A 24,454-nucleotide genomic window follows, 5' to 3' on the forward strand; every position below is an offset into this window, starting at 1 on the left:
CGTGTGACGGGTGAGCCGTCCCGCCGTCGATCCCGCTGGAGGTTGAGCGATGAGGCCTGCCGACCCGATGGTGTTCATCCTGCCCGCGGCCCCGCCAGGCACCGACAGCTACGACAAGCGGATGTGCCGGACGCTGCCCGCGGTCGGGCAGCCGGTGCTGGAGCTGCCGATCACGGGCAGCTGGCCGGAGCCCGACGCGGCGTCGAGACGGCGGCTCGCGCGGTCGCTCGCCGCCCTGCCGGACCGCACGGTGGTGCTACTCGACGGCGCGATCGCGTCGGGCGTACCGGAGATCGTCGTCCCGCACGCGCGCCGGCTGCGGCTGGCGGTGCTGGTGCACCAGGCGCTCGCCGACGAGCCCGGCCTCACCCCGGCGCACGCGGCGGAGCTGGACGCGTGCGAGCGCGAGACGTTGCGGATGGCCGGCATGGTGGTGGCGACGAGCCCGTGGCTGGCGCGGCTGCTGATCGACCGGCACGACCTGGACCCGAGCCGGGTGTACGTCGCGAAGCCGGGCACGGACGCGGCCCCGCTGGCGGCGGGCGCGGACGGTGTGTCGCGGCTGTTGTGCGTCGGCGACGTGACCCGCCGAAACGGCCACGACGTGCTGGTCCAGGCCCTCGGCGAGGTCGACCACCTGGCGCTGTCGTGCGTCTGCGTGGGATCGCTGGAGGCGGACCGCGGGTACGTCGACGAGCTGGGCTGGTCGATCGAGCGCCTCGGCCTCGGCGGCCGCATCACCTTGGCGGGCGACGCGGTGGACCTGGGCGAGGCCTACAACGCGGCGGACCTGCTGGTGCTCCCGTCCCGCGCGGCGACGTCGGGGATGTTCGTGGCCCAGGCGCTGGCGAGGGGGATCCCGGTGCTGGCGACGGAGGTGGGCGGGGTGTACGACCTGCTGGGCGTCGACGCGGACGGCGAGATGCCGGGCCTGCTCGTCGAGCCGGAGGACCCGTTCGCGCTGGCGGACGCGCTGCACCGCTGGTACGCGGACGCGGAGCTGAGGCGATCCCTGCGCACGGCGGCGTTGGGGCGGGGGAGCGCGCTGGAGGAGTGGGACGTCGCGGCGCGCCGGCTGACGCACGTGTTGTCGCGGCTGGCGTCCGAGCCGCGCATCGTCGCCTGACGCTTGCCGCGCGGTGGAGGGTCCGAGAACCTGACCCGATGCCGTCCTCACCACCCGACCGCCACCTCGACTCCGAACGCGGGCTCCTCGAAGTCGCCGGGCGCGACCCGGACCTCCCGCTGCGCGAGCAGCTCCTCGGCTTCCGCGACCTGGTCTCGGCCGACATGGACTGGGCCGACACCCGCAAGCGCCGCTTCCGGCGGCGCGCGTCGGTGGTGCGGGTCAGCGCGCTCCTGCTCACCGCGGCGTCGACCGTCGTGCTCGGCATCCAGGAGATCCCGGCCCGCGCGTCGATCGCGTTGCCGATGGTCGCGCTGGTGACGGTGCTCGGCGGGCTCGAAACGTTCTTCAACTGGCGCTCGCGCTGGGTGCTGATGGAGGAGACCCGCTACAACCTCAACCGGATCCGCGACGAGATGGACTACTACCTGGTCGGGACGCCGTCGGCCGAGCTGAGCCGCGAGCGGCTCCAGCAGTTCTTCGACCGCCACCAGGAGACGTGGGCCGACGCCAGCCGCCAGTGGGTCGAGTTCCGCAGGCTCGACCGGCCGCCGCAGTCGCCGGAGATCCGGGCCTGACCGATTCCTTTCGCCGTCGCCGCCGGTCGGCAAGGGTGTGAGCGTGGACTTCGAGCCGTACCGGCGTGAATTGCTGGCGCACTGCTACCGCATGCTCGGCACTCCGGACGAGGCCGAGGACGTCGTGCAGGAGACGTACCTGCGCGCGATCCGCGGGTACGAGAACTTCGAGGGCCGCGCGTCGGTCCGCACGTGGCTGTACCGGATCGCGACGAACGCCTGCCTCACGGCGCTGGAACAGCGGTCCCGGCGCCCGCTGCCGTCCGGGCTGGGCGCGCCGTCAGCCGACCCGGACGCCCCGCCGACGCCCGCCGAGCCGGGCGACGCGTGGCCGCGGCCGATCCCCGACGCGTTGATCACGGCCGAGGACCCGGCGGAGATCGCGGTCGCGCGGGAGAGCGTCCGGCTCGCGTTGATCGCCGGGCTGCAGTTGCTCCCGCCACGCCAGCGGGCGGTGCTGATCCTGCGGGAGGTCCTGGCGTTCCCGGCACCGGAGGTCGCGGAGCTGCTCGGCACCACGGTGGCGGCGGTGAAGAGCACGCTCCAGCGAGCCCGGGTGACCCTCCGCGCCGCCCCGGACGTCGAGGAGCCGACCGAGCCGGAGCAACGCGAGCTGCTCGAGCGGTACATGAGCGCGTTCATGAACTCCGACCTGGCGGCGTTGGAGCAGCTCTTGCGCGACGACGCGGTGATCGAGCCGGTGCCGTCCCGGACGTGGTTCGCCGGAAAGCGGACTTGTGTCGCATTCTTGCGACACGTAATGGGCGAGCCGGGCGAGTGGCACATGACCCCGACCCGCGCGAACGGCCAACCCGCGGCGGCGGCCTGGTACCGCGGCGAGCCGTTCGGTGTTGCGGTCCTGACGGTGGGACGCGGTGGCATCGCGCGCATCACGGTGTTCGGCTTCCCCGACCTGGTGGAACGGTTCGCCGGGTCGTGAGCTCACCCGTCGCTGTCGTCGCCCAGCGCGAGCTTGCCGGTGCGGCGGTAGCGGGTGGCCGGGTTCCGCACGTTTTCTTCCGTTGTTTCCACGAGGCCTTCGGCGCGGAGGATGCGAAGCCACCGCGCCACGGTCTGGTCGGTGAGACCGGTCGCCGCGGCCAGTTCGGTCCTCGATCGTTCTCCTTGCCGCAGTGCGCCGAGGATTTCCCGCCGGCGGTCGGCTCGCCGCGCGGTGCCGCCGGGCGACGGCCGCAGCGCCGGCGCGAGGCGGTATCGTGCCCAGCGCCGGTTCCCGGTTTGCACCACCAGTTCACGAGCGATCAGGTCCTGCAACTCCTGCGTCGCCACGCGAGAGTCGACGCGGGTCTCCGTCCGGTAGGTCTGGTTGTCGAGGTGGCCGCCCTCCCGCAGGATCGCGAGGCCGACGCACTGGCTCTCGGAAAGACCGTGTTCGCCCAGCGAGGTCAGCCAATCGACCGTCTCTTTCCCGAGGAGCGTGTGGTTCGGGAAGGTGACGCTGAACGTGCTCACGCGATTCTTGAACTCCGGCAGGCTCATGCGGGCGGCGCGGAGCGCGTTGATCATCGTCCGGATTCCCGAACCGCGGTTCTCACAGACGGCGTGCGTCCCTCCCGGGAGCGGGACGTCTTCGAGGATGCGCAGGAGGGTGGCGTTCCTCGCCGAGGAAACGCCTTCTTCACCCAGCTGGTCTTCGGTCACCGGCCCGAACAGGCCGCCGGGGTTCCGGACGGTGAGCCGGTCGGGGTACATCTCCACTTGCACCTGCGTGCCCCTCGCGCCGGGCGAGAGGTCGCGGTGGACGAGCGCGTTCACGAGGGCTTCGCGCAACGCGGCTTCGGGGTACTGCCAGCTGTCGGCACGGCCGGCGCCGTGGACGACCGACCGCCGGGTCATGTTCTTCCGCAGGGCGAGCAGGGTGTCGCGGACGATCACCGGGATCGGCCCCTCGGCGACGACGTTGTCGACGAAGCGTTCGCCGGTCGCGGTGTCGGCGCCGTCAGCGGTCGGGTAGTGGACGAAGGTCAGCATCAGCTGCGGGAAGTGTTCCTGCGGATAGCTGCCGAGCGCGAGGAGGCCGCCCACGCTGGTGACCACGGCGCCGCCGTCGTCCGTGACCAGGACCTTGGCCCGGCGCAGGGCGGGGACGTCGTCGAGGTCGGCGAACGCGTAGGGCCGACGGGTGCGGAGCCTGGTCAGGAAGGCCGTCACCAATGTCGCGTCGAGGTCCGCCAAGCCAGTGCCGGGAACCGGGGCCTCGTCTTCACGGGGCTGTCCCCGGTTCGCCAGCAGGAGCTGCACCTCGTAGCTGGTGAGCTTGCGGTCTCCGTCGCCGACCCGGACGAAGCTCCCCTGGCTCATTCCCGCACCCCGGCTGAAGCAGGGCTTGAGGTGCGGCGGCAGCTCCGGGATTTCGGCGACCAGCACCTTCGTGTCTTCGAAGTCGTGAATGCCGATGTGGGGCCGCAACGGTGGTTCGATGTCGGCCGCGCACATCGCGGCCAGATCCGACGGCATCTTCGCCGGATCGGACAGACCGGTCGCGGGAGCCGAGCGCGGTAGCCCGCCTTCGGCTCGCTTGACCTCGACGTCGGACAGGTCGCTGCCGAGCAGCCGGAGGTTTTCGACGATCTCGGCGAGCTCTTCGTCCTGCATCGTCTGCTCCATCGCGGCGGCCGCATACTAGTTGACATGCTAGTTGACATGCTAATTAGCATGCTACGCGGTGTAGCGAAAGAGGACTGATCGTAGTCGGCGTTCCAAGCTCGCCGCAGCTGGTCGTGAGTGTTTAGGGCGGTTCTAACCGCCCTAAACACTCACGACAGCTCAGGCCAGGGTGAGCGCGTAGATCTCGACCCGCGGGTCGTTCGGCAGGCTCACCGACTGCAGGGTCTTGCCGGAATCCAACGCGGCCGAGATCCCGAACAACCGGACCGGCGGCCCGTCGACTCCGCTGCCGGCCTTGATCCGGTGCGGCATCTCCAGCAGCACCGGCGACCCGGACCCGGCCCAGTCCCCGAAGGAAACCGTGAGGTCCGCGCTCGTGCCGTCCGTGTAGTGCGCCGTCAGCGTCGTCGTCACCGGTCCGTTGTGCGACGCTCCGACCAGCTTCAACGCCGTGTGCTGCCCGGCCGGGAGCAGCAGCGACTGCCCGCGGGCCTCGACGAAGTTCGCCGCCGTCCCGGTGGCGTCCGGGGCCGCGTACGTGACGCCGTCCCAGGTCACCGGCCCGGCCGCGGGCAGCAGGTCCGCGTCGTAGCTCCAGCCGCCGCCGTCGAAGTTGCCCTCCGTCGACGCCGACACCGTCGCCGTGCCGTCGTGGTTGCGGTCGCGGCTCAGGTCGACCGCGCACGAAGTGCCCGGGACGCACGCCGACGGCGTCCGGACCTCGATCGTCGCCGAGCGCGTGACCGTGTTCGCGCCCACCCCCGACACCTTGGCCTGCACCGGGTACGTCCCGAGCGCCGTGCCCGCGGGCACGCTCACGGTGACCGGCACCGTCTTCTGCACCGGCAGCTGCCCCGACCAGATCACCTGCAGCGGAGCCACCGAAACCCGCCAGCCCGACGGCGCCGTCGCCGAAACCGTCACCGGCTGCAGACCCGGGTTCTGCGCGACGACGTCGAGGTCGAGGTGCACCTGCTGCGCCGCACCCGCCGGGATCACCACGGACGTCTGCCGCAGCGACGCGTCGACGTGCCGCCGCAGGTCGCCGACGGACTTGTTCACCGACGGCGGCTCCGAACCGACGCCCCACGAAGATGGCTGAGCACCCAGCTTGTGCGAAAGCGTCCCGCCGTGCGCGATCGCGGCCCAGTCCAGCGACGTCTGCCGGACGTCGCGGCCGTTGAGCGACACGCTCTGGATGTACCGGTTCGCGTCCGAAGCACCAGGCGCGTTCACGGTCAGCGTCCCGCCCTGGGTAGACCCGTACTGTCCGATCCGGACAGTCGCGGACGAGAACTGCGGGCTCGACAGCGCCAGGAAGTTCGCGCCGCTCATCGTCGGGTACAGCCCGAGCGAGGAGAAGACGTACCAGGCGGACATCGTGCCGAGGTCGTCGTTGCCGGTCATGCCGTCGGGGCCGGTGGTGAACAACGTCATCGCCGCGCGGACCACGGTCGCGGTCTTCGACGGCGCGCCGACCCAGTTGTACATGTAGGGCGCCAGCAGGTCGGGTTCGTTGTTCGGGTTGTACGTCGCCTTGCCGTAGTAGTCGTACGGGCTGGCGATCCAGTCCTTCCGCGCCGTGCCCGCCGGGTCCTTCAGCAGGTTGCCGTACGCGAAGAACGAGTCGAGCCGCTTCTCCGTCGCGGGCTTGCCGCCCATCAGCGAGACGAGCCCGGCCGGGTCCTGCGGCACGAGCCACTGGTACTGGTAGGCGCCGCCTTCGTGGAACTGGTGGTCGGCGTCGACCGGGTTGTACGGCGTGAGGAACGTGCCCTCGGTCGTGCGCGGGCGGAACTGCTGGATCGAGGAGTCCCAGAGGTTCTTGTACCACTGGCCGCGGTCGGCGAACATCTTCGCGTCGGCCTGGTGGCCGAGCCCGCGGGCCATCAACGCCAGCGCCGCGTCGGCCGCCGAGTACTCCATGGTCGCCGACGCCGGGTGCTCGCAGTCGTTGTCGCCACCCTTGGCCGCGCAGTCCTTGCCGAGCTCCAGGCCGCTCGGGATGTAGCCGCGCTCGTTGTAGTAGTTGACGCCGGAGCGGCCGTTGTACGGCGAGTCGGCGGGCGGCGTGCTCGTCGCGTTCTTCTTGAGCAGCGCGTAAGCCTCTTCTTCGTGCCCGGCGAGCAGGCCCTTCGACCACGCCTCGACGAGGAACGGCGTCACCGGGTCGCCGGTCATGATGTTGGTTTCGCTCTCGGCCAGCGCCCAGCGCGGCAGCCACCCGCCGTCACGGCCGATGGCGACGACCGACAGCGCGACGTCCCGCGCGACTTGCGGTTCGAGCATCTCCAGCAGCTGGTTCTGCGGCCGGTAGGTGTCCCACAGCGAGAAGTTCTGGTACGGCGTGTAGCCGCTCGCGGTGTGCACCTTGCCGTCGAAGCCCGTGTACGCGCCGTCGGTGTCGCCGGCCAGGTTCGGGTGCAGCTGCGCGTGGTAGAGCGCGGTGTAGAACGCCGTCTGCCGCTCGGTGGTGCCGCCCGCGATCTTGATCGCGCCGAGCCGGTCGGCCCACTGCTGGTGCAGCGCGGCGCGCGTCGCGTCGAAGTCGTAGTCCGACGTCTCCGCCGCGAGGTTCTTCCGCGCGCCGTCGAGACCCGTGTAGGACAGGCCGACCTTGAGCACGACGTCGTGGTCGGTGGTCGCGTCGAAGCTCGCCCAGGCGCCGTTGCTCCCGGTGCCGGCCGCGTCGCGGTTGCCCGGCGTGCGCGTCGAGCCGCGCCAGGTGCCGTATGAGCTGAACGGGCGGTCGAAGGTGGCGGTGAAGTAGACGGTGTGCTCGTCGTGCCCGGCGCAGAACCCGCCCGCCTTGACCCGCCCTTCGAGCGTCCGGTCGCCGACGACGTGGATCTCGGAGTCCTTGACGGACTGGTTGGCCTGGCCGGTGTTGAACAGGACGTTCGCCTGCCCGGTCGACGGGAACGTGTAGCGCTGCCAGCCGGTGCGCGCGGTCGCCGTCAGCTCGGCGTTGATCCCGTACTTCTTCAGGCCGACGCGGTAGTAGCCGGGCTCGGCGTGCTCGTCGTCGTGGCTGTACTCGGACCTGTAGGCGTTCTTGTCAACGTTGTCCACGGCCCCGGTGGTCGGCATGATCGGCAGCTCGCCCATCACCCCGCAGCCGACGCCGGACAGGTGCGTCTGGCTGAAGCCGTAGATCGCGTTCTGCAGGTAGTCGTAGCCACCTTGCCCGCCGGTGTCCGGGCTGACCTGCACCATCCCGAAGGGCGCGCTCGCGCCGGGGAACGTGTTGCCGAAGTTCTGCGTGCCGACGAACGGGTTGACCAGGCTGACCGGATCGGCGGCGGCGGGCGCGGCCTGCGCCACCGCGGGGGCCAGGCCGGCGACCACCACCCCCGCGGCCACCGCGGCGGCCAGCCGTCTGCTCTGCGACCACATGGGCGCACCTCCCAGGAGATGACAACGTTGTCAAACGTCGACCGGGGATCGGGCCCGCGGTCGGTGAGCCAGCTTTCCACCTCGATGCCGGTTTGAGAAGACCTCACCTCGCCGCTTCGCGCAGCAACCGGGCGGCTTCCTCGACAGCGTTGTCGGCGAGATTGCCGTAGCCGAGCACGAGCGCGGGCTCGCCGGGCGTCACGCGGTAGTCGTCGAGATCGGCCACCTTGACGCCGCTCCGCCGGGCGCGCCGGACGACATCGGCGGCGTCCCGGTCGAGGTGCAGGACGAGGTGCAGCCCGGCCGCGACCCCGGACAGTCGCGCGGGCCCGAGCGCCGCGACGAGCCGGTCGCGGCGTGCTCGGAACCGCAGCCGGGCGGCCCGCAGGTGCCGGTCGTAGCCACCGCTGTCGAGGAACGCGGCGAGCGCGAGCTGGTCGACGACGGGCGGCGCGTGCGTCCGAAGCGTCCACTGTGGAGGGAGCACGGCCCAGCCGAGGCCGAGCGCGGGACTCAGCGTTTTGCTTACCGACCCGAAGAGCGCGACCCGCCCCGGATCGGTGCCCTGCACGGTGCCGACGGGCCGCCGGTCGTACCGGAACTCGGCGTCGTAGTCGTCTTCGAGGATCAGGCCGTCGACGTCCCGCGCCCAGGCGAGCAGTTCGGCGCGCCGCCGCGGCGAAAGCACGACGCCGGTGGGGAACTGGTGCGCGGGCGTGACGAGCACGGCCCGGGTCCCCGCCGGGATGTCCCCGACGCGGATGCCCTCGGCGTCGACCGGCACCGGGTCGACGGCCATCCCGGCGGTCTCGGCCACCCGCCGCAGCCGCGTCCACCCGGGATCCTCGACGGCCAGTCGCGTGACGCCGGTTTCGACCAGGGCCCGGCACACGCTCGCCACGCCGTCGGTGACGCCGCCGCAAACCAGGACGTCCCCGGGCGCGGCGCCGCGGACCCGCCGGAGGTAGGCGGCGAGGACCTTCCGCAGCCGGGGGTGCCCGCCGGGTTCGGGCAGTCCGAAGTCGGTGTGCGGCGCGGTCGTGAGCACTCCGCGCACCGCTTCCGCCCACGCCCGCCGCGGGAAGTGCCGCAGGTCGGGCAGTCCTGGGGCGAGGTCGTACCGCGGCGGCGTCGCGGGCACCGGCTCCTTCGCCGTCACCGCGCCGCCGACCCGCCGGACGCGGGTCGCGGATCCGGTGCGCCCGGCCAGGTACCCCTCGGCGACGAGCTGGGCGTAGGCCTGCGTGACGACCCACCGCGAGCACCCGAGGTCGGCGGCGAGCTGACGGCTCGGCGGCACCGCGACGCCGTCCGCGAGCCCGCCGTCCCGGATCGCCCGGCGCAGGGCGCGGGCCAGCTGCTCGTGCTTCGGACCCGGCCCGGTCAGCTCCAGCAGGACGCCCCAATTGGTCTGTGATCCAGGCACGTCATTGGACTGTAGTCCCGGACCGATCCGGGCCTAGCGTGGTCGGCATGGAGAAGGTGGAACTGGGCCGGACCGGCCAGTACGTGAGCCAGGTGTCGCTGGGCTGCATGACGATGGGCACGTCGACGGACGAACCGACGTCGGCCCGCATCCTCGACGCATACCTCGACGCCGGCGGCGACTTCCTGGACACGGCCAACTGCTACGCGTGGTGGGCGGGCCCGTCCTATGTCGGCGGCGAGAGCGAGTCGCTCCTCGGCAAGCTGCTGCGCGGCCGCCGCGACCGCGTGTTCCTGGCGACGAAGGTGGCGGCGGGCATCACGGACCTGCCCGCGGCGCGCGCGGCGTCCCGCCCGGACGGCACGACGGACTGGGCGGCGCGGGAACGCACGTACGAGGGCGCGAGTGCCGCGGTGATCGCGCGCGAGGCGGAGGCGAGCCTGCGTCGCCTGGGCACGGACCACATCGACCTGTACTACGTGCACGTCGACGACCGCCGGACCCCGCTCGAGGAGACACTGTCCGCTTTGGACGGACTGGTCCGCGCGGGCAAGGTGCGGTACGTCGGCTGGAGCAACGTCCGGACGTGGCGCCTGGAACGCATCCGCGCGCTCGCCGCGGCCCACGGCTGGGCGTCCCCGGTGGCGGTCCAGGTCCAGCACTCGTACCTGCGCCCGACCGGCGCCGACGTCCCGTCGATCGCGGGCGGCGAGCTGCTCGACTGGCTTTCCGAGCACCCGGACGTCTCCCTGGCAGCGTATTCCTCGCTGCTGCGCGGGATCTACGACGACGCGGCCCACCGCGAGTCGAAGCCGATCTGGCGCTCCTACGCGGGCCCGGACTCGGAAGCCCGGCTGGCGGCGGTGGCCAAAGTGGCGTCTGCGCTGGGTGCGTCCGGCAACCAGGTGGCGCTGGCGTGGTTGCTGCGCAAGGGTGTCATCCCGCTGATCGGCCCGCGGACGTGGGCGCACTACGAGTCCATTGCCCCGGCGTTCACTTTGGACCTACCCGACGAACATCTGTCCCTTTTGGACAACGCCTGATCAGTCGAGCAGCCGCTGTTCCTTGGCGACGGCGACGGCACCGGCGCGAGTGTCCACTTCGAGCTTGGCGTAGATCCGGCTCAGGTGGGTCTTGACCGTCGCCTCGCTGATGAACAGCGCGCGGGCGATCTCCTTGTTGCCGAGGCCCTGGGCGAGCTGGCGGAGGATGTCGCGTTCGCGGTCGGTGAGCGCGGGCCGCGGCGTGCGCAGCTGGGCCATCATCCGGTCGGCGACCGGCGGCGACACGGCCGTGCGCCCGGCCGCGGCCGCGTCGATCGCCGCGTACAGCTCGGTGGCGGACCCGGCCTTCAGCAGGTAACCGGTGGCCCCGGCGGCGATGGCGCGGCTGATGTCCGCGTCGGTGTCGTAGGTGGTCAGGACGAGGATCCGGGGCGCGCTGGTGGTGCTCCGGATCCGGCGCGTGGCCTCGATCCCGTCGATGCCGTCGCCGAGCTGGATGTCCATCAGGACGACGTCGGGGTGCACGGCCGCGGCGGTCGCGACGGCTTCTTCGCCGGTCGCAGCCTCGGCGACGACGTCGATGCCGTCGGCCCCCGCCAGCAGCGCACGCAGCCCGGCGCGCACGACGGCGTGGTCGTCACAGACCAGCACGCGAATGGTCACTCGATGGCCTCCACCGGAATCGCTGCCGAAACAACCGTGCCCTGGCCGGGCGCGGACTCCACCGTCAGCCTGCCGCCGAGCTGCCGCGCGCGCACCCGCATCGCGGGCAGGCCGTGGCCGCGTTCCCCCGGCACGGGCTCGGCGACGACGAACCCGCGTCCGTCGTCGGCGACGTCCAGCACGACCTGGTCGTCGAGGTAGGTGAGCGTGAGGACGGCGCGTCCGGCCTCGGCGTGTTCGCGCGCGTTGGCCAGCGCGCCCTGGGCGATCCGGACCAAAGTGGACTGGACGCGCTCGGGCAGCGGCCGGGTCGTGCCGTCGACACGGACCTCCACGGGCAGCCCCGCTCGGCCCGCCACGGCACGCAACGCCTCTTCGAGCGTGGCGTCGGCGAGGTCGGCGGGCGCCAGGTCCTGCACGAGCCGTCGCGCCTCCGACAAGTTCCCCGCGCCGATGCGTTGCGCCGCACGAAGGTGCTCGCGCGCCAACTCGGGCTGCGCCCACGCTTGATCGGCTGCCTGCAGCAGCATCGCCTGGCTCGACAGGCCCTGCGCGAGCGCGTCGTGCAGTTCCCGGGACACGCGGTGCCGCTCGGCGAGCACGCCGGCGCGGCGCTCGGATTCGCGCAGCCGCTCGGCCTGCCGCCGCATGAAGGTGATCACCGCGGCGGTGACCGCGGCGATGGCGATCGGCACGATGGTCAGGTTCGGGTCGAAGCCGTCGGCCAGCCGGTTCTGGGCGACGACCACCAGCGCGGTGATCACGGCGACCAGCGCGAGGGCCTGCCCGGTCGGCAGTGTGCGCAGGCCGGTGACCAGCAGCGGGATCGCCGACCAGGCGAAACTGGGGGCGAGTACCACCAGCACCACCCAGAGCGCGAGGACGACGGTCAGCCAGAGGAGGTGGCGGTCGAAGAGCAGGCCGACGCCGTACGCGACGACCAGCGCCGCGGTGAACCCGATCACCCACGGCGCCAGCGCGGTGCCCTCGTGGCGCGTCAGGTAGCGGACCGCCGAGCCGAGCACCAGCAGGAAGAACGCCGAATGCATGACCGCGGCGAGCCACCGCGTGTCGGCGTCTGCCATGCCCTCCATGCTGGCTCCTTCCTCGTCCGGCACCAGCGTCGACCCGGCCGGACGCCCGCGCATCAGCCGATCGGATGACCCCGGTGTCGGCCGGGACGACGACCGGATGACCCCGGATCCGGGGTGAAGCTGGAGTCACCGAACCCCCGGACGACGAGGAGCAGACCATGATCTCGACCCGAACCCGCATCGCCGCCGCCGTCGCCGGCCTGGCCGCGGTGGGTGCCACGACCGTCGGCGCCGTGTCGGCCTCCGCGGCCCCGACGCCGGGTGTCATCCAGACGTCGCACCTGACGATCGCCTCGGCGCAGAAGGCCGCACAGGCCGCTTTGGACGCCGCCACCAAGGCGGGCCAGCACGTGTCGGTCGCGGTGGTGGACCGCGACGGCAACACGGTCCTGACGCTGCGCGGCGACGGCGCGGGCCCGCAGTCCTACAGCTCGGCGCAGCAGAAGGCGTTCACGGCGGTCTCGTGGAACGCGAAGACGTCCGAGCTGGTCGGCCGCCTGCAGCAGGCTCCGACGCTGAAGGACATCGACGGCACGCTGTTCCTGGCCGGCGCGGTGCCGGTGACCGCGGGAACCGCGCCGATCGCCGCGGTGGGCGTCGCCGGTGCGCCGTCGGGTGCGCAGGACGAGGCGTTCGCGCAGGCCGGTGTGGACGCCATCAGCCGGTGACTAGCGTGTCTCCTGTGTCTTCTCTGGTGATCAGCGACGTCCGCCCGTGGGGCGGCGAACGCAGCGACGTCGAGCTGTCCGGCGACCGGATCGCGGCGGTCCGCCCGCACGACCCCGCTGTCCGGGGTGCGGTCGACGGCCGCGGCCGGTTGTTGTTCCCGGCGTTCAGCGACGTCCACGTGCACTTGGATTCGACCCGGATCGGGCTGCCGTTCCGGCCGCACACGGGCGGGCCGGGCGTGTGGACGATGATGCTGAACGACCGCGCGAACTGGCGGTCGGCGGAGGTGCCGCTGCCGGAGCGGGTGGCGGGCACGCTCGAGCGGATGATCGCCCACGGCACGACGCGGGTCCGCAGCTACGCGCAGGTGGACGTCGACTGCGGCCTGGAGAAGCTCGACGCGGTGCTGGCCGCCCGCGAGAAGTTCGCCGGCCAGGCCGAGGTGCACGTGATGGCGTTCGCGCAGGCGGGCATCCTCCGGGAACCGGGCACTTTCGACGTGCTCGACGCGGCGATGCGTTCGGGTGCGACGGTGATCGGCGGCATCGATCCGTGCACTGTGGACAGAGACCCCAAGGGCCACCTGGACGCGGTGTTCGGGCTGGCCGAGAAGCACCAGGCCGAAGTGGACATCCACCTGCACGAGCCGGGCCACCTGGGCCTGTTCTCGACGGACCTGGTGCTCGAACGCGTGCGGGCGCTGGACATGCGGGGGAAGGTGACGATGTCCCACGCGTACGACCTGGGCTCGATTTCGGAGTCGGTCAGCCGTCGCGTGATCGACGACTTCGCCGAGCTGGACATCGCGATGACGACGGTGGCGCCGTCGGCGTCGGGCCAGCTGTCCCTTTTGGACCTGGTGTCGTCCGGCGTCCGCGTGGGCTTGGGCGAGGACGGCCAGCGCGATTACTGGAGCCCGTACGGGAACTGCGACTTGCTGGACCGGACGTGGCAGCTGGCGTTCACGCGCGGGTTCCGCCAGGACGCGCACGTGGAGCTGGCGCTGGCGGTCGCGACGACGGGTGGCGCGTCGATCATGAGCCACGACGTCCCGCGCCTGGCGGGTCTCGACGACCGCCCGGGCGTGGCGGTGGGCGACCGGGCGGACCTGGTCCTGGTCGACGGCGAGACGCCGACGAGTGCGGTGATGGACCGGGGAAAGGACCGGACGGTGATCCACAATGGAGTCGTGGTGGCGGACGGCCTGACGGTGCTCAGGCGGTGACTGCGGTGGCGGCGATCAGCGCGGCGACGCTGGGTTTGCGTTCGTCGCGCCGCCGCCAGGTCATGGTGAGGGCGGTGGAGTGCCCGGCGAGCGGCACGGCGACGGCCCCGGGGTGGTCGACCATGGCGGGCACGAGGCCGCACCCCATCCCGGCGGCCACGCACCGCCCGAGCGCGGCGAGGCTGCCGACCTCGGTGTCGACGACGGGGCCGTCGAGCCGGTCGAGCATTTCCCGGAAGCCGCACCCCTGGGGCGTGGCCAGAAACCCGATGCCATTGAGTTCCTCTTCATGGAGTTCTCCCTTGCCCGCCAAGGGATGCCCATCCGGCACGATGACGACGAGCGGCTCGCTCCCGAGCGTCCGGCTGGCGAGGGTGGGGTCTTGTGGCCCTGGACCAAAGGTGAAGCAGACGTCCATTTCGGACTGCCGCACGGCGTGGTAAAGCTCGCCACGTCCGCCTTCTTTCAGGCTCAGCCGCACGCGCGGCCACCGCGTCCGGTAGGTGTTGAGCAGCGGCGGAACCCAGTGCGTGCAGAGGGTTTCGAGAGCCCCGATGACGAGGTCGCCTTCGGGCTCACCGCGGTCCTCGTCAACGGCGGCCTTGGCTTCTTCGACGAGTGCGAGAACTTGATCGGCATACCCGACAAGCCGTTCCCCGGCGGCGGTGAGCCGCCGGTTGGCCCGATCGAAGAGAACGGACCCGAGTTCGGCTTCGAGGGCTTGGACTTGTTCGGTGACACTGGACTGGGCGTAGTGCAGTTCGGCGGCGGCGTGGGTGAAGTTGAGCGTCCGCGCGACGACGCGAAAGGTGCGCAGGTGGCGCAGTTCCATGGTGTCCCCCATCGGAGTTCCCGATACCAGCCATCGTAACTCCCTGCTTCCGCGGCTGTCACCCAGCGTCCAGTGTTTGAGGCGTGGCAAGACTCCTCACAGGCCTGTCTCTGGGCTACTTCCTGGTCATGCTGGACACGACGATCGTGACGGTGGCGCTCCCGGCGTTGTCGCAGTCGTTGTCGGAGCAGCAGTGGATTTCGAACGGGTACACGGTGACGTTCGCGGCATTCCTGCTGACGGCGGGAGCATGGACGGACCGCTTCGGCGCGCGCCGGGTGTTCTTCACGGGCTTGATCTCGTTCGCGGTGTTGTCGCTGGTGTCGGCTCTGTCGTTCTCGCCGTCGATGCTGATCGCGCTCCGAGCGCTCCTCGGCATCGCGGGGGCATTGTTGGTGCCGTCATCGCTGTCCCTGATCGCAGCGGCGTATCCAGCGCCTTCATCGCGCGCGAAGGCGATGGGGATGTGGGCGGCGGTGAGCGGAACGGGCCTGGTGGCGGGCCCCTTGCTGGGCGGAGTGTTGACGCAGGCGTTCGGCTGGCGAGCGATCTTCTTGGTGAACGTCCCGGTAGCGGTGGTCGCTCTGGTGTTGTCGGGCTCGGCACCGGTCACCCCGCCCAAGCCGGGCCGCATCGACGTGGTCGGTCAAGTCTCCGCAGTAGTCGCTTTATCGACATTGACGTATGCGTTGGTGGAAAGTGCCTGGTGGGCGCTGTTGCCGTCGGGCGTGGCGGCGGCGGTGTTCGTGGCATCGCAAAGGCGTCCGGACGCGATGTTCCCGAGCCGCCTGCTGTCGTGGGGCTTGTTGGCGGGCGGAATCGTGAACTTCGCACTGTCCGGAGTGTTGTTCGTGTTGTCGTTGTACTTCCAGGGATCGCGCGGCTATTCACCATCGACAACGGGCTTGGCGTTCTTGCCGTTGACGATCCCCACGGCGTTCAACCCGATCTTCACGGGCCGCCTGGTGGCCCGGATAGGCCCCCGAATCCCCGCGGTGTCCGGCTTCGTGTTGATGGCCACGGGGACGGTGATCCAGGCGTTCTCTTCTTCTGTGGTGCTGTCGGTGGTGGCGTTGGGGCTGATGGGTTTCGGTGTGTCGTTCGCGATTCCGTCGTTGCTGGTCGGAGTGATCGGTTCGGCCCCGCCGGAGCTGGCGGGCATCGCGGGTGGAGCGCTGAACGCGTCGCGTCAGACGGGTGCGGCGTTGGGTGTCGCGATCCTCGGCGTGCTGGTATCCGCGACATCGACGGCCTTCGCCTTGGTGGCCGCCTCAGTGGTGCTGCTGGCCGGTTCCTTTTGTTTCCTGGGTTTCCATTCTCGGACGCAACAGGAAACGCCTTGTTGATCCCAATCGCCTGACGAATCCTGGGTGCAGGGCCCGGAAATCGATCCGGAATCCCTGATCGCACACCATTCCTTTGGAGGATTCGTCATGTCCATGCCCAAAAAGCTGGCCAAAATCGGCGGGCCCGTGCTCGCGCTCTGCATCATCGCGGCGGCGCCGGTGATCGGCTCCACCTCGGCGTTCGCCGACGACGGCGGGACGCCGCCGGTCTCCACGACCACCACTCCGCCGCCGGCGGGTACCGACGGCAACCCCTGGCACGGGTGACGTGCGCCGGGCCGGCCGCGATCAGTCTCGCGGCCGGCCCGGATCAATTGCGCAGGGTGTGACCGGACTGGTTCACTGAACGGTGGACTCGTCGGGAGCGGAGGTCTTTGTGGCGAAGACCTTCGGGGCGAGGTTCCGGGAATTTCGTGCTGCCGCAGGATTCTCGATGGGCGAGCTGGCCAAGCGGGTCAACTACAGCAAGAGCTACATCAGCAAGATCGAAAACGACGTCAAGCCACCGTCCGCACTGCTGGCGCGGATCTGCGACCGTGTCCTGGACGCCGGTGGCGCCCTGATCGAAGCGGCGCGGGAAACGCGGGAGCCGCCAAGCAACAAGCTCGACCGCGGTCAGATGCTGGCCGGGGCGGGTGCGGTGCTCGGCATCGCGCTGGCCGGTGGGTCCCGCCCGATCCTGGACGACCGCGCGGTCGCCGGGCTGCGCGCGTCGTTCGAGCAGCTTCGGGCGCTCGGCATGCAGACCAGCCCCGCCGTCGTCCTCGAGTCCCTCGTCACGCAGACCCACACCGTGCACGCGCTGGCCAGGGGCAACCCGGAGCCCGTCCGCTCGCGGCTGCTGCTGCTCGCCGCGCGGATGGCCGAGTACACCGGATGGCTCAGCCAAGAAGCGGGCAACGACCACGACGCCTTGTCCTGGACGCGGCACGCCGCCGAGCTGGGCCGCGCCGGTGGTGACCGGGAGATCGAGAGCTACGCGTTCGTCCGGGAAGCCGGGCTCGCGCTCTACCGGCAGGACCCGATCGCCACGATCGACCTGGCCCGCCAGGCGCAGAAACTGGGCCGCGCCGGTTCGCGGACGTTCGGACTGGCCGCCCGCCGCGAGGCGCAGGGGCACGCGCTGGCCGGCGACCGGGACGCCTTCGAACGCGCCCTCGACCGCGCGGCCGGCCCGCTGTATGCGTCCACAGTGGACACGAAAGACTACCCGGTGCTCGGCTCGACCGCGCCGGATCCGCTGGCGCTCGCCCGCGGCTGGTCGCTCGCCGACCTCGGGCTGGCCGGTGAATCGGCGACGCTCCTCGGCGGCGAACTCGCCCGCGTCCCGGTGACCAATCGGCGCACCAGGGCCCGGTTCGGCGTGCGGCGGTCACTGGCGCACGCGCTCGACGGCGAGATCGACGAAAGCTGCCGCACGCTGGCGGCGGCGCTCGACGACGTCGCGCACGTCGACTCCGCGACCGTGCGCACGGACCTGCGCGAACTGGCCCGCTGCCTGAGCCGGTGGCGCGGCCACCACACCGTCCGCGAGATCTACCCCGAACTGAGCCGCGTCCTGCACCGCCACTGAATTCACCCGGCGCAGGCACACCCCAGCGCGGCCCGCTCTTCCCGCACCTGCCCGGCGTCCGGCAGCTCCAGCTCGGCGAACTCGGCCTCGGCGGCGGCCCAGTGCGTCACCGCACCTTCGTGCTGACCCATCGCGTGCAGCGTCTCGGCGACCCCGCGGTGCGCCCGTGCCCGGTAGGCGCGGTTCCCGTGGCCATCAGCCAGGTCGAGGGCCGACTTGCACGCCGTGAGCGCCTCCTGCCGGGCGCCCCTGGCCAGCGCGGTCGCGCCGCGGTCGAGGTACAGCTGGGTCAGGAGGTCCGCGTCGGGCACGTTCGTCGCCACCTCGCGCGCCTTGTCGTGGTAGCGCACCGCCTGGGCGAACTGGCCCTGCTGCCGGTGCACGTTGCCGATGTTGTTGAGCGCGTACGCCTCGACGCACTGGTCGCCGACCTCGGCCGCGCACGCGTGCGCGTCGGTGTAGCTCGCCAGAGCCTCGGGGAGCAGACCCAGTTTCTCCTGCACGGAACCGAGGTTGTTCAAGACGTGCGCGGTGCCCTGCACGTGGCCGATCTCCCGCAGCATGCGCGCGGCGGACGCGTGCTGGCGCAGGGCGACGTCGAGGTTGCCGTGCTGCTCGTTGAGGTAGCCCAGCATGCTCAGCGCGTGGGCCTCGCCGCGCCGGTCCTCGGTCTGCTCGTACTTCTCCAGCGCCGCCTCGAGGTGGACCATCGCCTGCTCGTGCTTGCCCAGCTCCATCGTCGGGATCGCCAGCGCGCACAACGTCGCCGCTTCGCCGCGTGGATCGCCGAGGCGGCGCCACTTCGGCAACGCCTGCGCGGCGCGTTCCAGCGCTTCGGCGAGCTGCCCGAGCCGGTCGTGGGCGGTCGCCAGGCGCAGCAGGACGTGCGCTTCGCCGTAGTCGTTGCCCTGCCCGGACGAAACGATCTTCCAGGCGAGGTCTAGCGTGCTCATCCAGTCCTCGAACTGGTTCGTCGTGTGGAAGTAGCGCCACAGCAGGACGGCCAGCCGCCACGTATGTTCGGGCAGGTCGTGCGATGCCGCGTAGTGGATCGCAGCCACGAGGTTGTCGCGCTCGGCGACGATCCACCGGAAGCCCGCGTCCGCGTCGGCGAACACCGGCGTCACCGGGCAGGACCGGTCCGTCGACGGCAGTTGCGCGCGGTCGAACGGGTACGCGGCGGCGACCGCCGCGGCCAGGGTGACCAGGTAGAAGTCGAGCAGTCGCACCAACGCCGGCACGGGCGGCTCGCTGTCGGCGGCGAACTCCTTGAGCGGGTCCAGCATGTGGTAGCGCTCGGGAGCGGCCTCCTCCAGCAGGCTCACCTCGTGCAGGTCGTTCAGCAGCGACCGCGCCTCACCGGGGGTGCAGCCGGCGAGCGCGGCGCCGCCCGCGACGTCGACGTCCGGCCCCGGCAGGCTGCCCAGCAGCCGGAACAGGACGCGCTGCGGTTCGCCGAGCTGCTGGACGGACACCCGCACGGCGGCGATCCCGTCTTCCGCGCCCCACGGCCCGCCCTCTTCGAGCAGACGCAGCAGGTGCGCCAGCGGCCACCCGTCGTGCCGCCGGAACAACGCGGCCGCGACGCGGATGGGCATCGGCAGGAAACCGCACCGCTTGACGACGGCGCCGACGTCGGCCGCCCGGCCGCGCACCCGCCGCGGGTCGGTCAGCGCGTGGAACAGCTCGGCCGCCTCCTCGGGCGGCAGCGGGGAAAGCCGGATGGGTTCCCCGGTATCGGCGTCACCCATCCGCCGGCTGGTGACGATGGCCAGGCAGCCGTCCGCCTCGGGCAGCAGCGGCCGGATCTGCTCCGGCGACGCGGCGTTGTCGAGCACGACCAACGTGCGCGTGCCCCACAGCGTGTCCTGGTAGAGCCGCACCTTCCGGCCGACCGTGGCCGGGATCTGCTCGGCGGGCACCCCGACCTCGACGAGCAGCTCGGCCAGCGCGTCCCCGACCGCCGTCTCGGGCACGCCGGGGGTGAACCCGTTGAGGCGGACCAGGAGCTGGCCGTCGGGGAAGCGGTCGCGCAGGCGGTGGGCGGCCTCGACGGCCAGTCCGGTCTTGCCGACGCCGGGCGCGCCGCTCACCCAGACCGCGGGCCGCCCGGCCGCGGCGGCCGCCTCGAGCGCGGCGATCTCCGTCGCGCGGCCGGTGAACCCACCCGGCCGGGACGGCAACGACGTCGGCGGATCGCCTCGCTCCGCCCGGGCCGCCAGCTTGCGCAGCACCGGGCCCGGCTCCATGCGCAACTCGGCGAGGGCGTCATGGGTGCTGCCGAACACGCGGAGCGCGCCGACCCGGTCGCCGCCGACGAGGAGGGCGCGCATGAGGAGCTCGGCGTGCTTCTGGCTGGCCGGGTCGGACCGGACCAGCGGCCGCAGCCGGTCGCGCGCCGAGCGGTGGTCACCGATGCCGAGCTCGAGCTCGGCCAGGTCGCCGACGGCGTCCGAAAAGGTCTCTTCGGGGATCACGACGTCCGGGCCGCCGACGCGGTCGATGTCGATGTCCTCGAGGAACCGCCCGCGCCACAGCTCGACGGCTTCCCGCAGCAGTTCGACCGCCCGCCGCGGGTCGGCGGTCCGGGCGGCTTCCGCGCGCAGCCGGTCGAAGCGGACCGTGTCGAGCTGGTCGTCGCCGAGCCGCAGGAGGTAGCCGGTCGGGGTCGTCTCGATGGTCGCGTCGCCGACGACGTCGCGCAGCCGCTTGATGTAGCTGCGCACCAGCGTGGGTTTGGCTTCGCGGTCGGCCCAGACGATCTCGGCGAGCCGCGCGCTCGACACCGGCTTGTTCGCGTTCAGGAGCAGCACGACGAGGACGAACCGCTGCTGCTGGTCACCCAGCTGCACCGGCACGCCGTCGTGCCACGCCTCCAGCGGGCCGAGCATCCGGAACTCCACGCGGCCTCCCCTCCGTCAGCATGCTGTTCTCTTCTGACATCGCGCAATCGGCCGTCAGGGTTTCCGAAATCCGCATTTCTTCCACGTTCGGTACACGCGCCCTTGCCAGGCTCCGCCCGGTCGTGTCAGGGGTGAAGGAGAAACCGGTATGGGGTCCGACGTGTTGCCGTGCTACGTGGTGTGCGACGTCTCGCTTTCGATGGCCGACCACATCGACGAGCTGAACACGGGACTGCGGGAGTTCCGCGGCGCGGTGCACGCGGACGCCTCGGTCACCGACCGGGTCCTCTGCAGCCTGGTCGGCTTCGGCGAGGAACCGCGCGTGGTCCAGCGGCTGTACCCGTTGGACCAGCTCGCCGAGCTGCCGTCACCAGGCCCGTGCGCGGGCACGAACTTCGGGCCGGTGTTCCCGTTCCTGCGGTCGGTCATCGACACGGACGTCCAGGCACTGGAGAGACACCGGGTGCGGGTGCACCGGCCGCTGGTGTTCTTCCTGTCCGACGGCCAGCCGACGGACCCGGTGACCTGGCCGGCGGCGTTCTCGTCACTGACGGACCCGGCGTGGGAGCGACGTCCGCGAGTGGTGACGTTCGGCCTCGGCGACGCCGACGAGGAGGCGCTGAGCCGCATCGGCGGGTTCCGCACGTACCTCGGCCGCGACGGCGTCCGCGTGGGGACGGCGCTGATCGCCTCGGTGATGCACGTTCTGTCCACTTCCCGTCCACCGGACGGACGCACGCTGTCCTGAAAAAAGGGGGTCGACGTGGAGACGCACTGAAGGAGACCACGATGGGGCACGCGGAGCTGGTCCAGGAGCTGAAGTCCCTGCGCAAGGGACGCGGCCTGCTGGGCAGGGTGGAGGAGAGGGTGGGCCCGGTCCTGCGCGCGGCGTGCGCGGTGACCGAGGACGACGGTCTGGTGGCGATCCGCGCCAAGGTGGCGGGTCGCTTGACGGACCTGGCGGCCCACCTCCCGGAGGACCTGAGGGTGGCGGCACTGGCGGCTTTCGCGATTTCCCCGGAGGCCCGCCAGCCGCTCTACCAGGAGAGGGTGAAGTGGGCGGCGAAGCGCCTCGACCGCGACCCGCGAACGGTCCGCCGCCGCGTCGACGAGGCGATCGACCTGCTGGCGGAGCAGGCTTCGTCCGCGGCGCCGTCACCGGTCGTGTCGCCGTCGGCTGTCTGGCACACGACGGCGTTGTCGGTGGCGTTGGTGCTGGACCAGCCATCGCCGCTGGTCCTCGAGCGGCGGCGGGTGGTCGCGGACCAGGACGGAGTGAGTGCGCTGGACATGGCGGTCTCGTTGCCGAACGGCCGCCGCGACGTCTCGGCAACGGTGCTCTACGGCGGCAGGCTGCTGGACCGCGGAATGGAGACGAGCGACCGCTGGGGCTTCGGCATCGAACTGCCCCGCCCGCTGGCCCGAGGGGAGTCGTGGGAGGTGGCGGTGCTGTTCACGTTGACGTCGGCCGCGGCGCTGCGGCCGTGCATGGTATGCGTCCCCCGGCACCCGTGCGAGTCGTTCGACCTGCACGTCCGGTTCGGCGCGGGGGCGCGTTCGGAGGTCGCGACGTTGGACGGAGCGTTCCAGCGGGACGTGACGGACCCGGCCTACCAGGGCGGACACCAGGAGATCGATGCTTCGGGGGAGCTGCACCTGCGGTTCCGGCACCTCACCCCGGGGCTCGCGTACGGGGCCCGCTGGGCGGATCAGGCATGAGGATGGCACTGTGTACGTTGAGGACCACGTGCGTCCGGACGCGCCTCGGTCCGGGGGAGGCAGTGTCTTCTGCAGCAGTACGGGAATTCAACGGGGTCGGTAGTGACGGACGACAATGATCAGGCACTGACGTTCCATCCAGAGCGTCGCCTGAAGTTTCTCGATGTTTGTTCGGGTGCGGGTGGGCTTGCGCTGGGGCTCGAGCAGGCAGGCTTCGAGCCGGTGATGTTGATCGACAACCGGGGCGTCGCATGTGACACGTTGAGGCAGAACCGGCCCGAATGGGACGTGCGCCAGCTCGATCTCCTGGAGTTCGACCCCGTGCACGACCAACATGTCTACGACGTGGACCTCCTTTCCGCTGGTCTGCCACGCGTACGAGCGGCCGCGTCGGTGAACAGACCGTCCGGAAGCGACGTCGAGATCGCGCTGATCCGAGCCACGATCATGCTGATGCATGCCGTGCAACCGAAAGCCCTGCTCATCGAGAACATGGCCGAACTCGCCGACGACGACAAGTACCGGCTGACGCGCGAGTTCGTGACGACCGAGTTGGCGCATCTCGGATACCGGGGCCGGTGGTTCGTGATGAACGCTGCTGATCACCGCGTGCCCCAGGACCGACGCCAAGGCATATTCGTCGCGCTGAAGGACGACCGCATCGACGCCTTCGAAGAACCTGCTCGCGTGTTGGAACCTCCGGTCACGGTGGGTGAGGCTCTCCGTGACTCCATGGCAGCACGTGGATGGCCTCAAGCGGCCGAGTGGGCCGCTCATGCCGATAGGCTGGCGCCGACTCTGGTGGGCGGATCGTGGAATCGCGGGGGCGGTGACCTCGGCCCGTCCGGTACGAAGGCGGCTTGGCAGCGCCTGGGAGTCAACGGCGGGTCCTTGGCCGACGAGGCGCCGGGCCCCGACTACCGGTGGCGGCCCGACCTGGACCGGTCGGAGCTGGTTCGGCTGACCGTCGACCAGGCGGCGCGCCTCCAGGGATTTCCGTCTGATTGGCGGCTGGCGGGCGGGAAGACGGCACGTTACCGACAGGTCGGCAATGCGTCGCCACCACCCGTTGCGCGTGCTCTCGGGGATGCTCTTCGGAATGTCCTCTCGTGACCGGAGCGCCTCCTACAGGCCGAGACGCAGCTCGATAGAATCGCCGGCCATGACGTCCCGGCAGCAGGAACTCGACTTCGGCGAGCGGCCCCACCTCGTCGACCTGTTCGCGGGACCGGGCGGACTCGACGTCGCTGCCCGCTGGTTGGGCATCGTCGCGGACGGCGTCGAATGGGACACCGGTGCGTGTGCGACCCGTCGCGCCGCAGGTCTGGGTACCCGACAGGCCGACGTTCGCGATTTGGGGCCGGAGGACTTCCCCGGCGCGACGATCCTGGCCGGCGGGCCGCCGTGTCAGACGTACACGGTCGCCGGCGGCGGAGCAGGCCGCCGTGCGCTCGATCAGGTACTCGGATTCGTCAAGAGGATGGCGGCGGGGGAAGATGTCCGGCCCGGCCTGGCCAGTCTCGATGATGAGCGCACCGCGCTCGTGCTGGAGCCATTGCGCTGGGCATTCCGAGCCAAGGAGCTCGGACGTCCGTATCGGACGATCATCCTCGAACAGGTTCCCGCCGTGCTTCCGGTCTGGGAAGCCATGGAGGAAGCGCTGGAAGGAATCGGCTACAAGACGGCTTCGGGCATTCTTCACACCGAGGCTTACGGTGTTCCGCAGACGCGCCGCCGGGCGATCTTGATTGCCCGCTTCGGTGTGAGCGAAAGTCCTGAACTGCCGAAAGCGACGCATCAACGGTTCCGGAGAGGGACCAAGCCCCCTGTTAGTGCAGTCGATGAACTGCCCCGATGGGTCACCATGGGGGAAGCGCTCGATCGCAGAGACAGGTTCGTGGTGATCTCGAACTACGGAACCGGCGGCGATCCCAAGGCACGTGGCCGCAGGTACTCCGACGAGCCTGCGGCGACGGTGACCGGAAAAATTTCCCGCAACCGTCTCGAGACGCTCGACGGCGCGAACATCGCGCGCTTCGACTTCCATGACGCTGGACGGCTGCAAACGTTCCCGCGCGATTACCCGTGGACGGGAAAGGACGTGTCGCAGCAGATCGGCAACGCCATCCCGCCGCGGTTGGCAGCCCACGTGCTTGCTGCCGCGCTCGGCCTTGCCATCGACCACGAGCGTTTGGACGAGGCTGTTCGCGGAAGCTGGAAGGATTTCGACGACACACGTCCGGCAGCAATTCCCGGGCCGTCATAGGACGCG

The 24,454-nt window shown here is 71.0% G+C and carries 20 protein-coding genes; 13 read left to right on the top strand and 7 right to left on the bottom strand.

Annotated features, from left to right (window positions below; all coding sequences use genetic code 11):
• Nucleotides 1-67 precede the first annotated feature (67 nt).
• The 3 genes from QP939_RS19245 to QP939_RS19255 are packed head-to-tail and all read left to right on the top strand — an operon-like array spanning nucleotide 68 to nucleotide 2,644.
• Nucleotides 68-1,126, top strand: a complete 1,059-nt coding sequence (locus tag QP939_RS19245) for a glycosyltransferase family 4 protein (protein ID WP_285459794.1) — start codon at nucleotides 68-70, stop codon at nucleotides 1,124-1,126.
• A gap of 38 nt (nucleotides 1,127-1,164) precedes the next feature.
• The gene (locus QP939_RS19250; RefSeq protein WP_285458163.1) at nucleotides 1,165-1,704 is read left to right on the top strand and encodes a DUF4231 domain-containing protein; all 540 of its coding nucleotides are present in this window, start codon (nucleotides 1,165-1,167) and stop codon (nucleotides 1,702-1,704) included.
• A 43-nt stretch (nucleotides 1,705-1,747) separates the two neighbouring features.
• Nucleotides 1,748-2,644 carry an RNA polymerase subunit sigma-70 gene (locus QP939_RS19255; RefSeq protein ID WP_285458164.1) on the top strand — a complete coding sequence of 299 codons (897 nt, stop codon included), beginning with the start codon at nucleotides 1,748-1,750 and terminating at the stop codon, nucleotides 2,642-2,644.
• Between the two features lie 2 nt (nucleotides 2,645-2,646).
• Here the strand turns inward: QP939_RS19255 and QP939_RS19260 are convergent, their stop codons facing one another.
• The 3 genes from QP939_RS19260 to pdxR all read right to left on the bottom strand — a co-directional run bounded on the left by QP939_RS19260 (nucleotide 2,647) and on the right by pdxR (nucleotide 9,154).
• Nucleotides 2,647-4,320 carry an ATP-binding protein gene (locus tag QP939_RS19260; RefSeq protein ID WP_285458165.1) on the bottom strand — a complete coding sequence of 558 codons (1,674 nt, stop codon included), beginning with the start codon at nucleotides 4,318-4,320 and terminating at the stop codon, nucleotides 2,647-2,649.
• A 171-nt stretch (nucleotides 4,321-4,491) separates the two neighbouring features.
• The gene (locus QP939_RS19265) at nucleotides 4,492-7,728 is read right to left on the bottom strand and encodes a GH92 family glycosyl hydrolase (RefSeq protein WP_285458166.1); all 3,237 of its coding nucleotides are present in this window, start codon (nucleotides 7,726-7,728) and stop codon (nucleotides 4,492-4,494) included.
• A gap of 103 nt (nucleotides 7,729-7,831) precedes the next feature.
• Nucleotides 7,832-9,154: a MocR-like pyridoxine biosynthesis transcription factor PdxR gene (pdxR, locus tag QP939_RS19270; protein WP_285458167.1), complete on the bottom strand. Its 1,323-nt coding sequence runs from the start codon at nucleotides 9,152-9,154 to the stop codon at nucleotides 7,832-7,834.
• A gap of 47 nt (nucleotides 9,155-9,201) precedes the next feature.
• Here pdxR and QP939_RS19275 point away from each other — a divergent pair, with 47 nt between their 5' ends.
• Nucleotides 9,202-10,197, top strand: coding sequence for an aldo/keto reductase (locus QP939_RS19275; protein ID WP_285458168.1), 996 nt, complete (start codon nucleotides 9,202-9,204; stop codon nucleotides 10,195-10,197).
• Here the strand turns inward: QP939_RS19275 and QP939_RS19280 are convergent, their stop codons facing one another.
• A complete protein-coding gene (locus QP939_RS19280; RefSeq protein ID WP_285458169.1) occupies nucleotides 10,198-10,821 on the bottom strand; it encodes a response regulator in 624 nt (207 codons plus the stop codon).
• Nucleotides 10,818-11,915, bottom strand: a complete 1,098-nt coding sequence (locus tag QP939_RS19285) for a sensor histidine kinase (protein WP_285458170.1) — start codon at nucleotides 11,913-11,915, stop codon at nucleotides 10,818-10,820. The genes QP939_RS19280 and QP939_RS19285 overlap by 4 nt, the downstream gene beginning before the upstream one ends.
• Before the next feature lie 158 nt (nucleotides 11,916-12,073).
• On the opposite strand from QP939_RS19285, the gene QP939_RS19290 reads away from it, so the two are divergent.
• Together QP939_RS19290 and QP939_RS19295 are read left to right on the top strand one after the other, a co-directional pair.
• The gene (locus tag QP939_RS19290; protein ID WP_285458171.1) at nucleotides 12,074-12,583 is read left to right on the top strand and encodes a GlcG/HbpS family heme-binding protein; all 510 of its coding nucleotides are present in this window, start codon (nucleotides 12,074-12,076) and stop codon (nucleotides 12,581-12,583) included.
• 23 nt (nucleotides 12,584-12,606) lie between these two features.
• Nucleotides 12,607-13,809 carry an amidohydrolase family protein gene (locus QP939_RS19295; protein ID WP_434219677.1) on the top strand — a complete coding sequence of 401 codons (1,203 nt, stop codon included), beginning with the start codon at nucleotides 12,607-12,609 and terminating at the stop codon, nucleotides 13,807-13,809.
• Here QP939_RS19295 and QP939_RS19300 read toward each other — a convergent pair.
• The gene (locus QP939_RS19300) at nucleotides 13,799-14,641 is read right to left on the bottom strand and encodes a LysR family transcriptional regulator (protein ID WP_285458173.1); all 843 of its coding nucleotides are present in this window, start codon (nucleotides 14,639-14,641) and stop codon (nucleotides 13,799-13,801) included. The two genes, QP939_RS19295 and QP939_RS19300, sit on opposite strands and share 11 nt — an antisense overlap.
• A gap of 83 nt (nucleotides 14,642-14,724) precedes the next feature.
• Here QP939_RS19300 and QP939_RS19305 point away from each other — a divergent pair, with 83 nt between their 5' ends.
• The 3 genes from QP939_RS19305 to QP939_RS19315 all read left to right on the top strand — a co-directional run bounded on the left by QP939_RS19305 (nucleotide 14,725) and on the right by QP939_RS19315 (nucleotide 17,560).
• On the top strand, nucleotides 14,725-15,987 hold the full coding sequence (locus QP939_RS19305; RefSeq protein WP_285458174.1) for an MFS transporter: 1,263 nt from the start codon (nucleotides 14,725-14,727) through the stop codon (nucleotides 15,985-15,987).
• A gap of 87 nt (nucleotides 15,988-16,074) precedes the next feature.
• Entirely contained in the window at nucleotides 16,075-16,254 is a 180-nt protein-coding gene (locus QP939_RS19310) for a hypothetical protein (RefSeq protein ID WP_285458175.1), read from the top strand.
• 109 nt (nucleotides 16,255-16,363) lie between these two features.
• Nucleotides 16,364-17,560, top strand: a complete 1,197-nt coding sequence (locus QP939_RS19315) for a helix-turn-helix domain-containing protein (RefSeq protein ID WP_285458176.1) — start codon at nucleotides 16,364-16,366, stop codon at nucleotides 17,558-17,560.
• Between the two features lie 2 nt (nucleotides 17,561-17,562).
• Here QP939_RS19315 and QP939_RS19320 read toward each other — a convergent pair whose 3' ends face one another.
• Nucleotides 17,563-20,463, bottom strand: a complete 2,901-nt coding sequence (locus tag QP939_RS19320) for an AfsR/SARP family transcriptional regulator (protein ID WP_285458177.1) — start codon at nucleotides 20,461-20,463, stop codon at nucleotides 17,563-17,565.
• Nucleotides 20,464-20,611: 148 nt separating this feature from the next.
• Between QP939_RS19320 and QP939_RS19325 the strand changes: the two genes are divergently transcribed.
• The 4 genes from QP939_RS19325 to QP939_RS19340 all read left to right on the top strand — a co-directional run bounded on the left by QP939_RS19325 (nucleotide 20,612) and on the right by QP939_RS19340 (nucleotide 24,448).
• On the top strand, nucleotides 20,612-21,211 hold the full coding sequence (locus QP939_RS19325) for a vWA domain-containing protein (protein WP_285458178.1): 600 nt from the start codon (nucleotides 20,612-20,614) through the stop codon (nucleotides 21,209-21,211).
• A gap of 41 nt (nucleotides 21,212-21,252) precedes the next feature.
• Nucleotides 21,253-22,182, top strand: coding sequence for a hypothetical protein (locus QP939_RS19330; RefSeq protein ID WP_285458180.1), 930 nt, complete (start codon nucleotides 21,253-21,255; stop codon nucleotides 22,180-22,182).
• 102 nt (nucleotides 22,183-22,284) lie between these two features.
• Nucleotides 22,285-23,295: a DNA cytosine methyltransferase gene (locus QP939_RS19335; protein ID WP_285458181.1), complete on the top strand. Its 1,011-nt coding sequence runs from the start codon at nucleotides 22,285-22,287 to the stop codon at nucleotides 23,293-23,295.
• Nucleotides 23,296-23,344: 49 nt separating this feature from the next.
• Nucleotides 23,345-24,448 carry a DNA cytosine methyltransferase gene (locus QP939_RS19340; protein ID WP_285458182.1) on the top strand — a complete coding sequence of 368 codons (1,104 nt, stop codon included), beginning with the start codon at nucleotides 23,345-23,347 and terminating at the stop codon, nucleotides 24,446-24,448.
• The last annotated feature ends 6 nt before the right edge of the window (nucleotides 24,449-24,454 follow it).

The organism is Amycolatopsis nalaikhensis, assembly GCF_030264295.1.
In the GTDB taxonomy this organism is placed as follows: domain Bacteria; phylum Actinomycetota; class Actinomycetes; order Mycobacteriales; family Pseudonocardiaceae; genus Amycolatopsis; species Amycolatopsis nalaikhensis.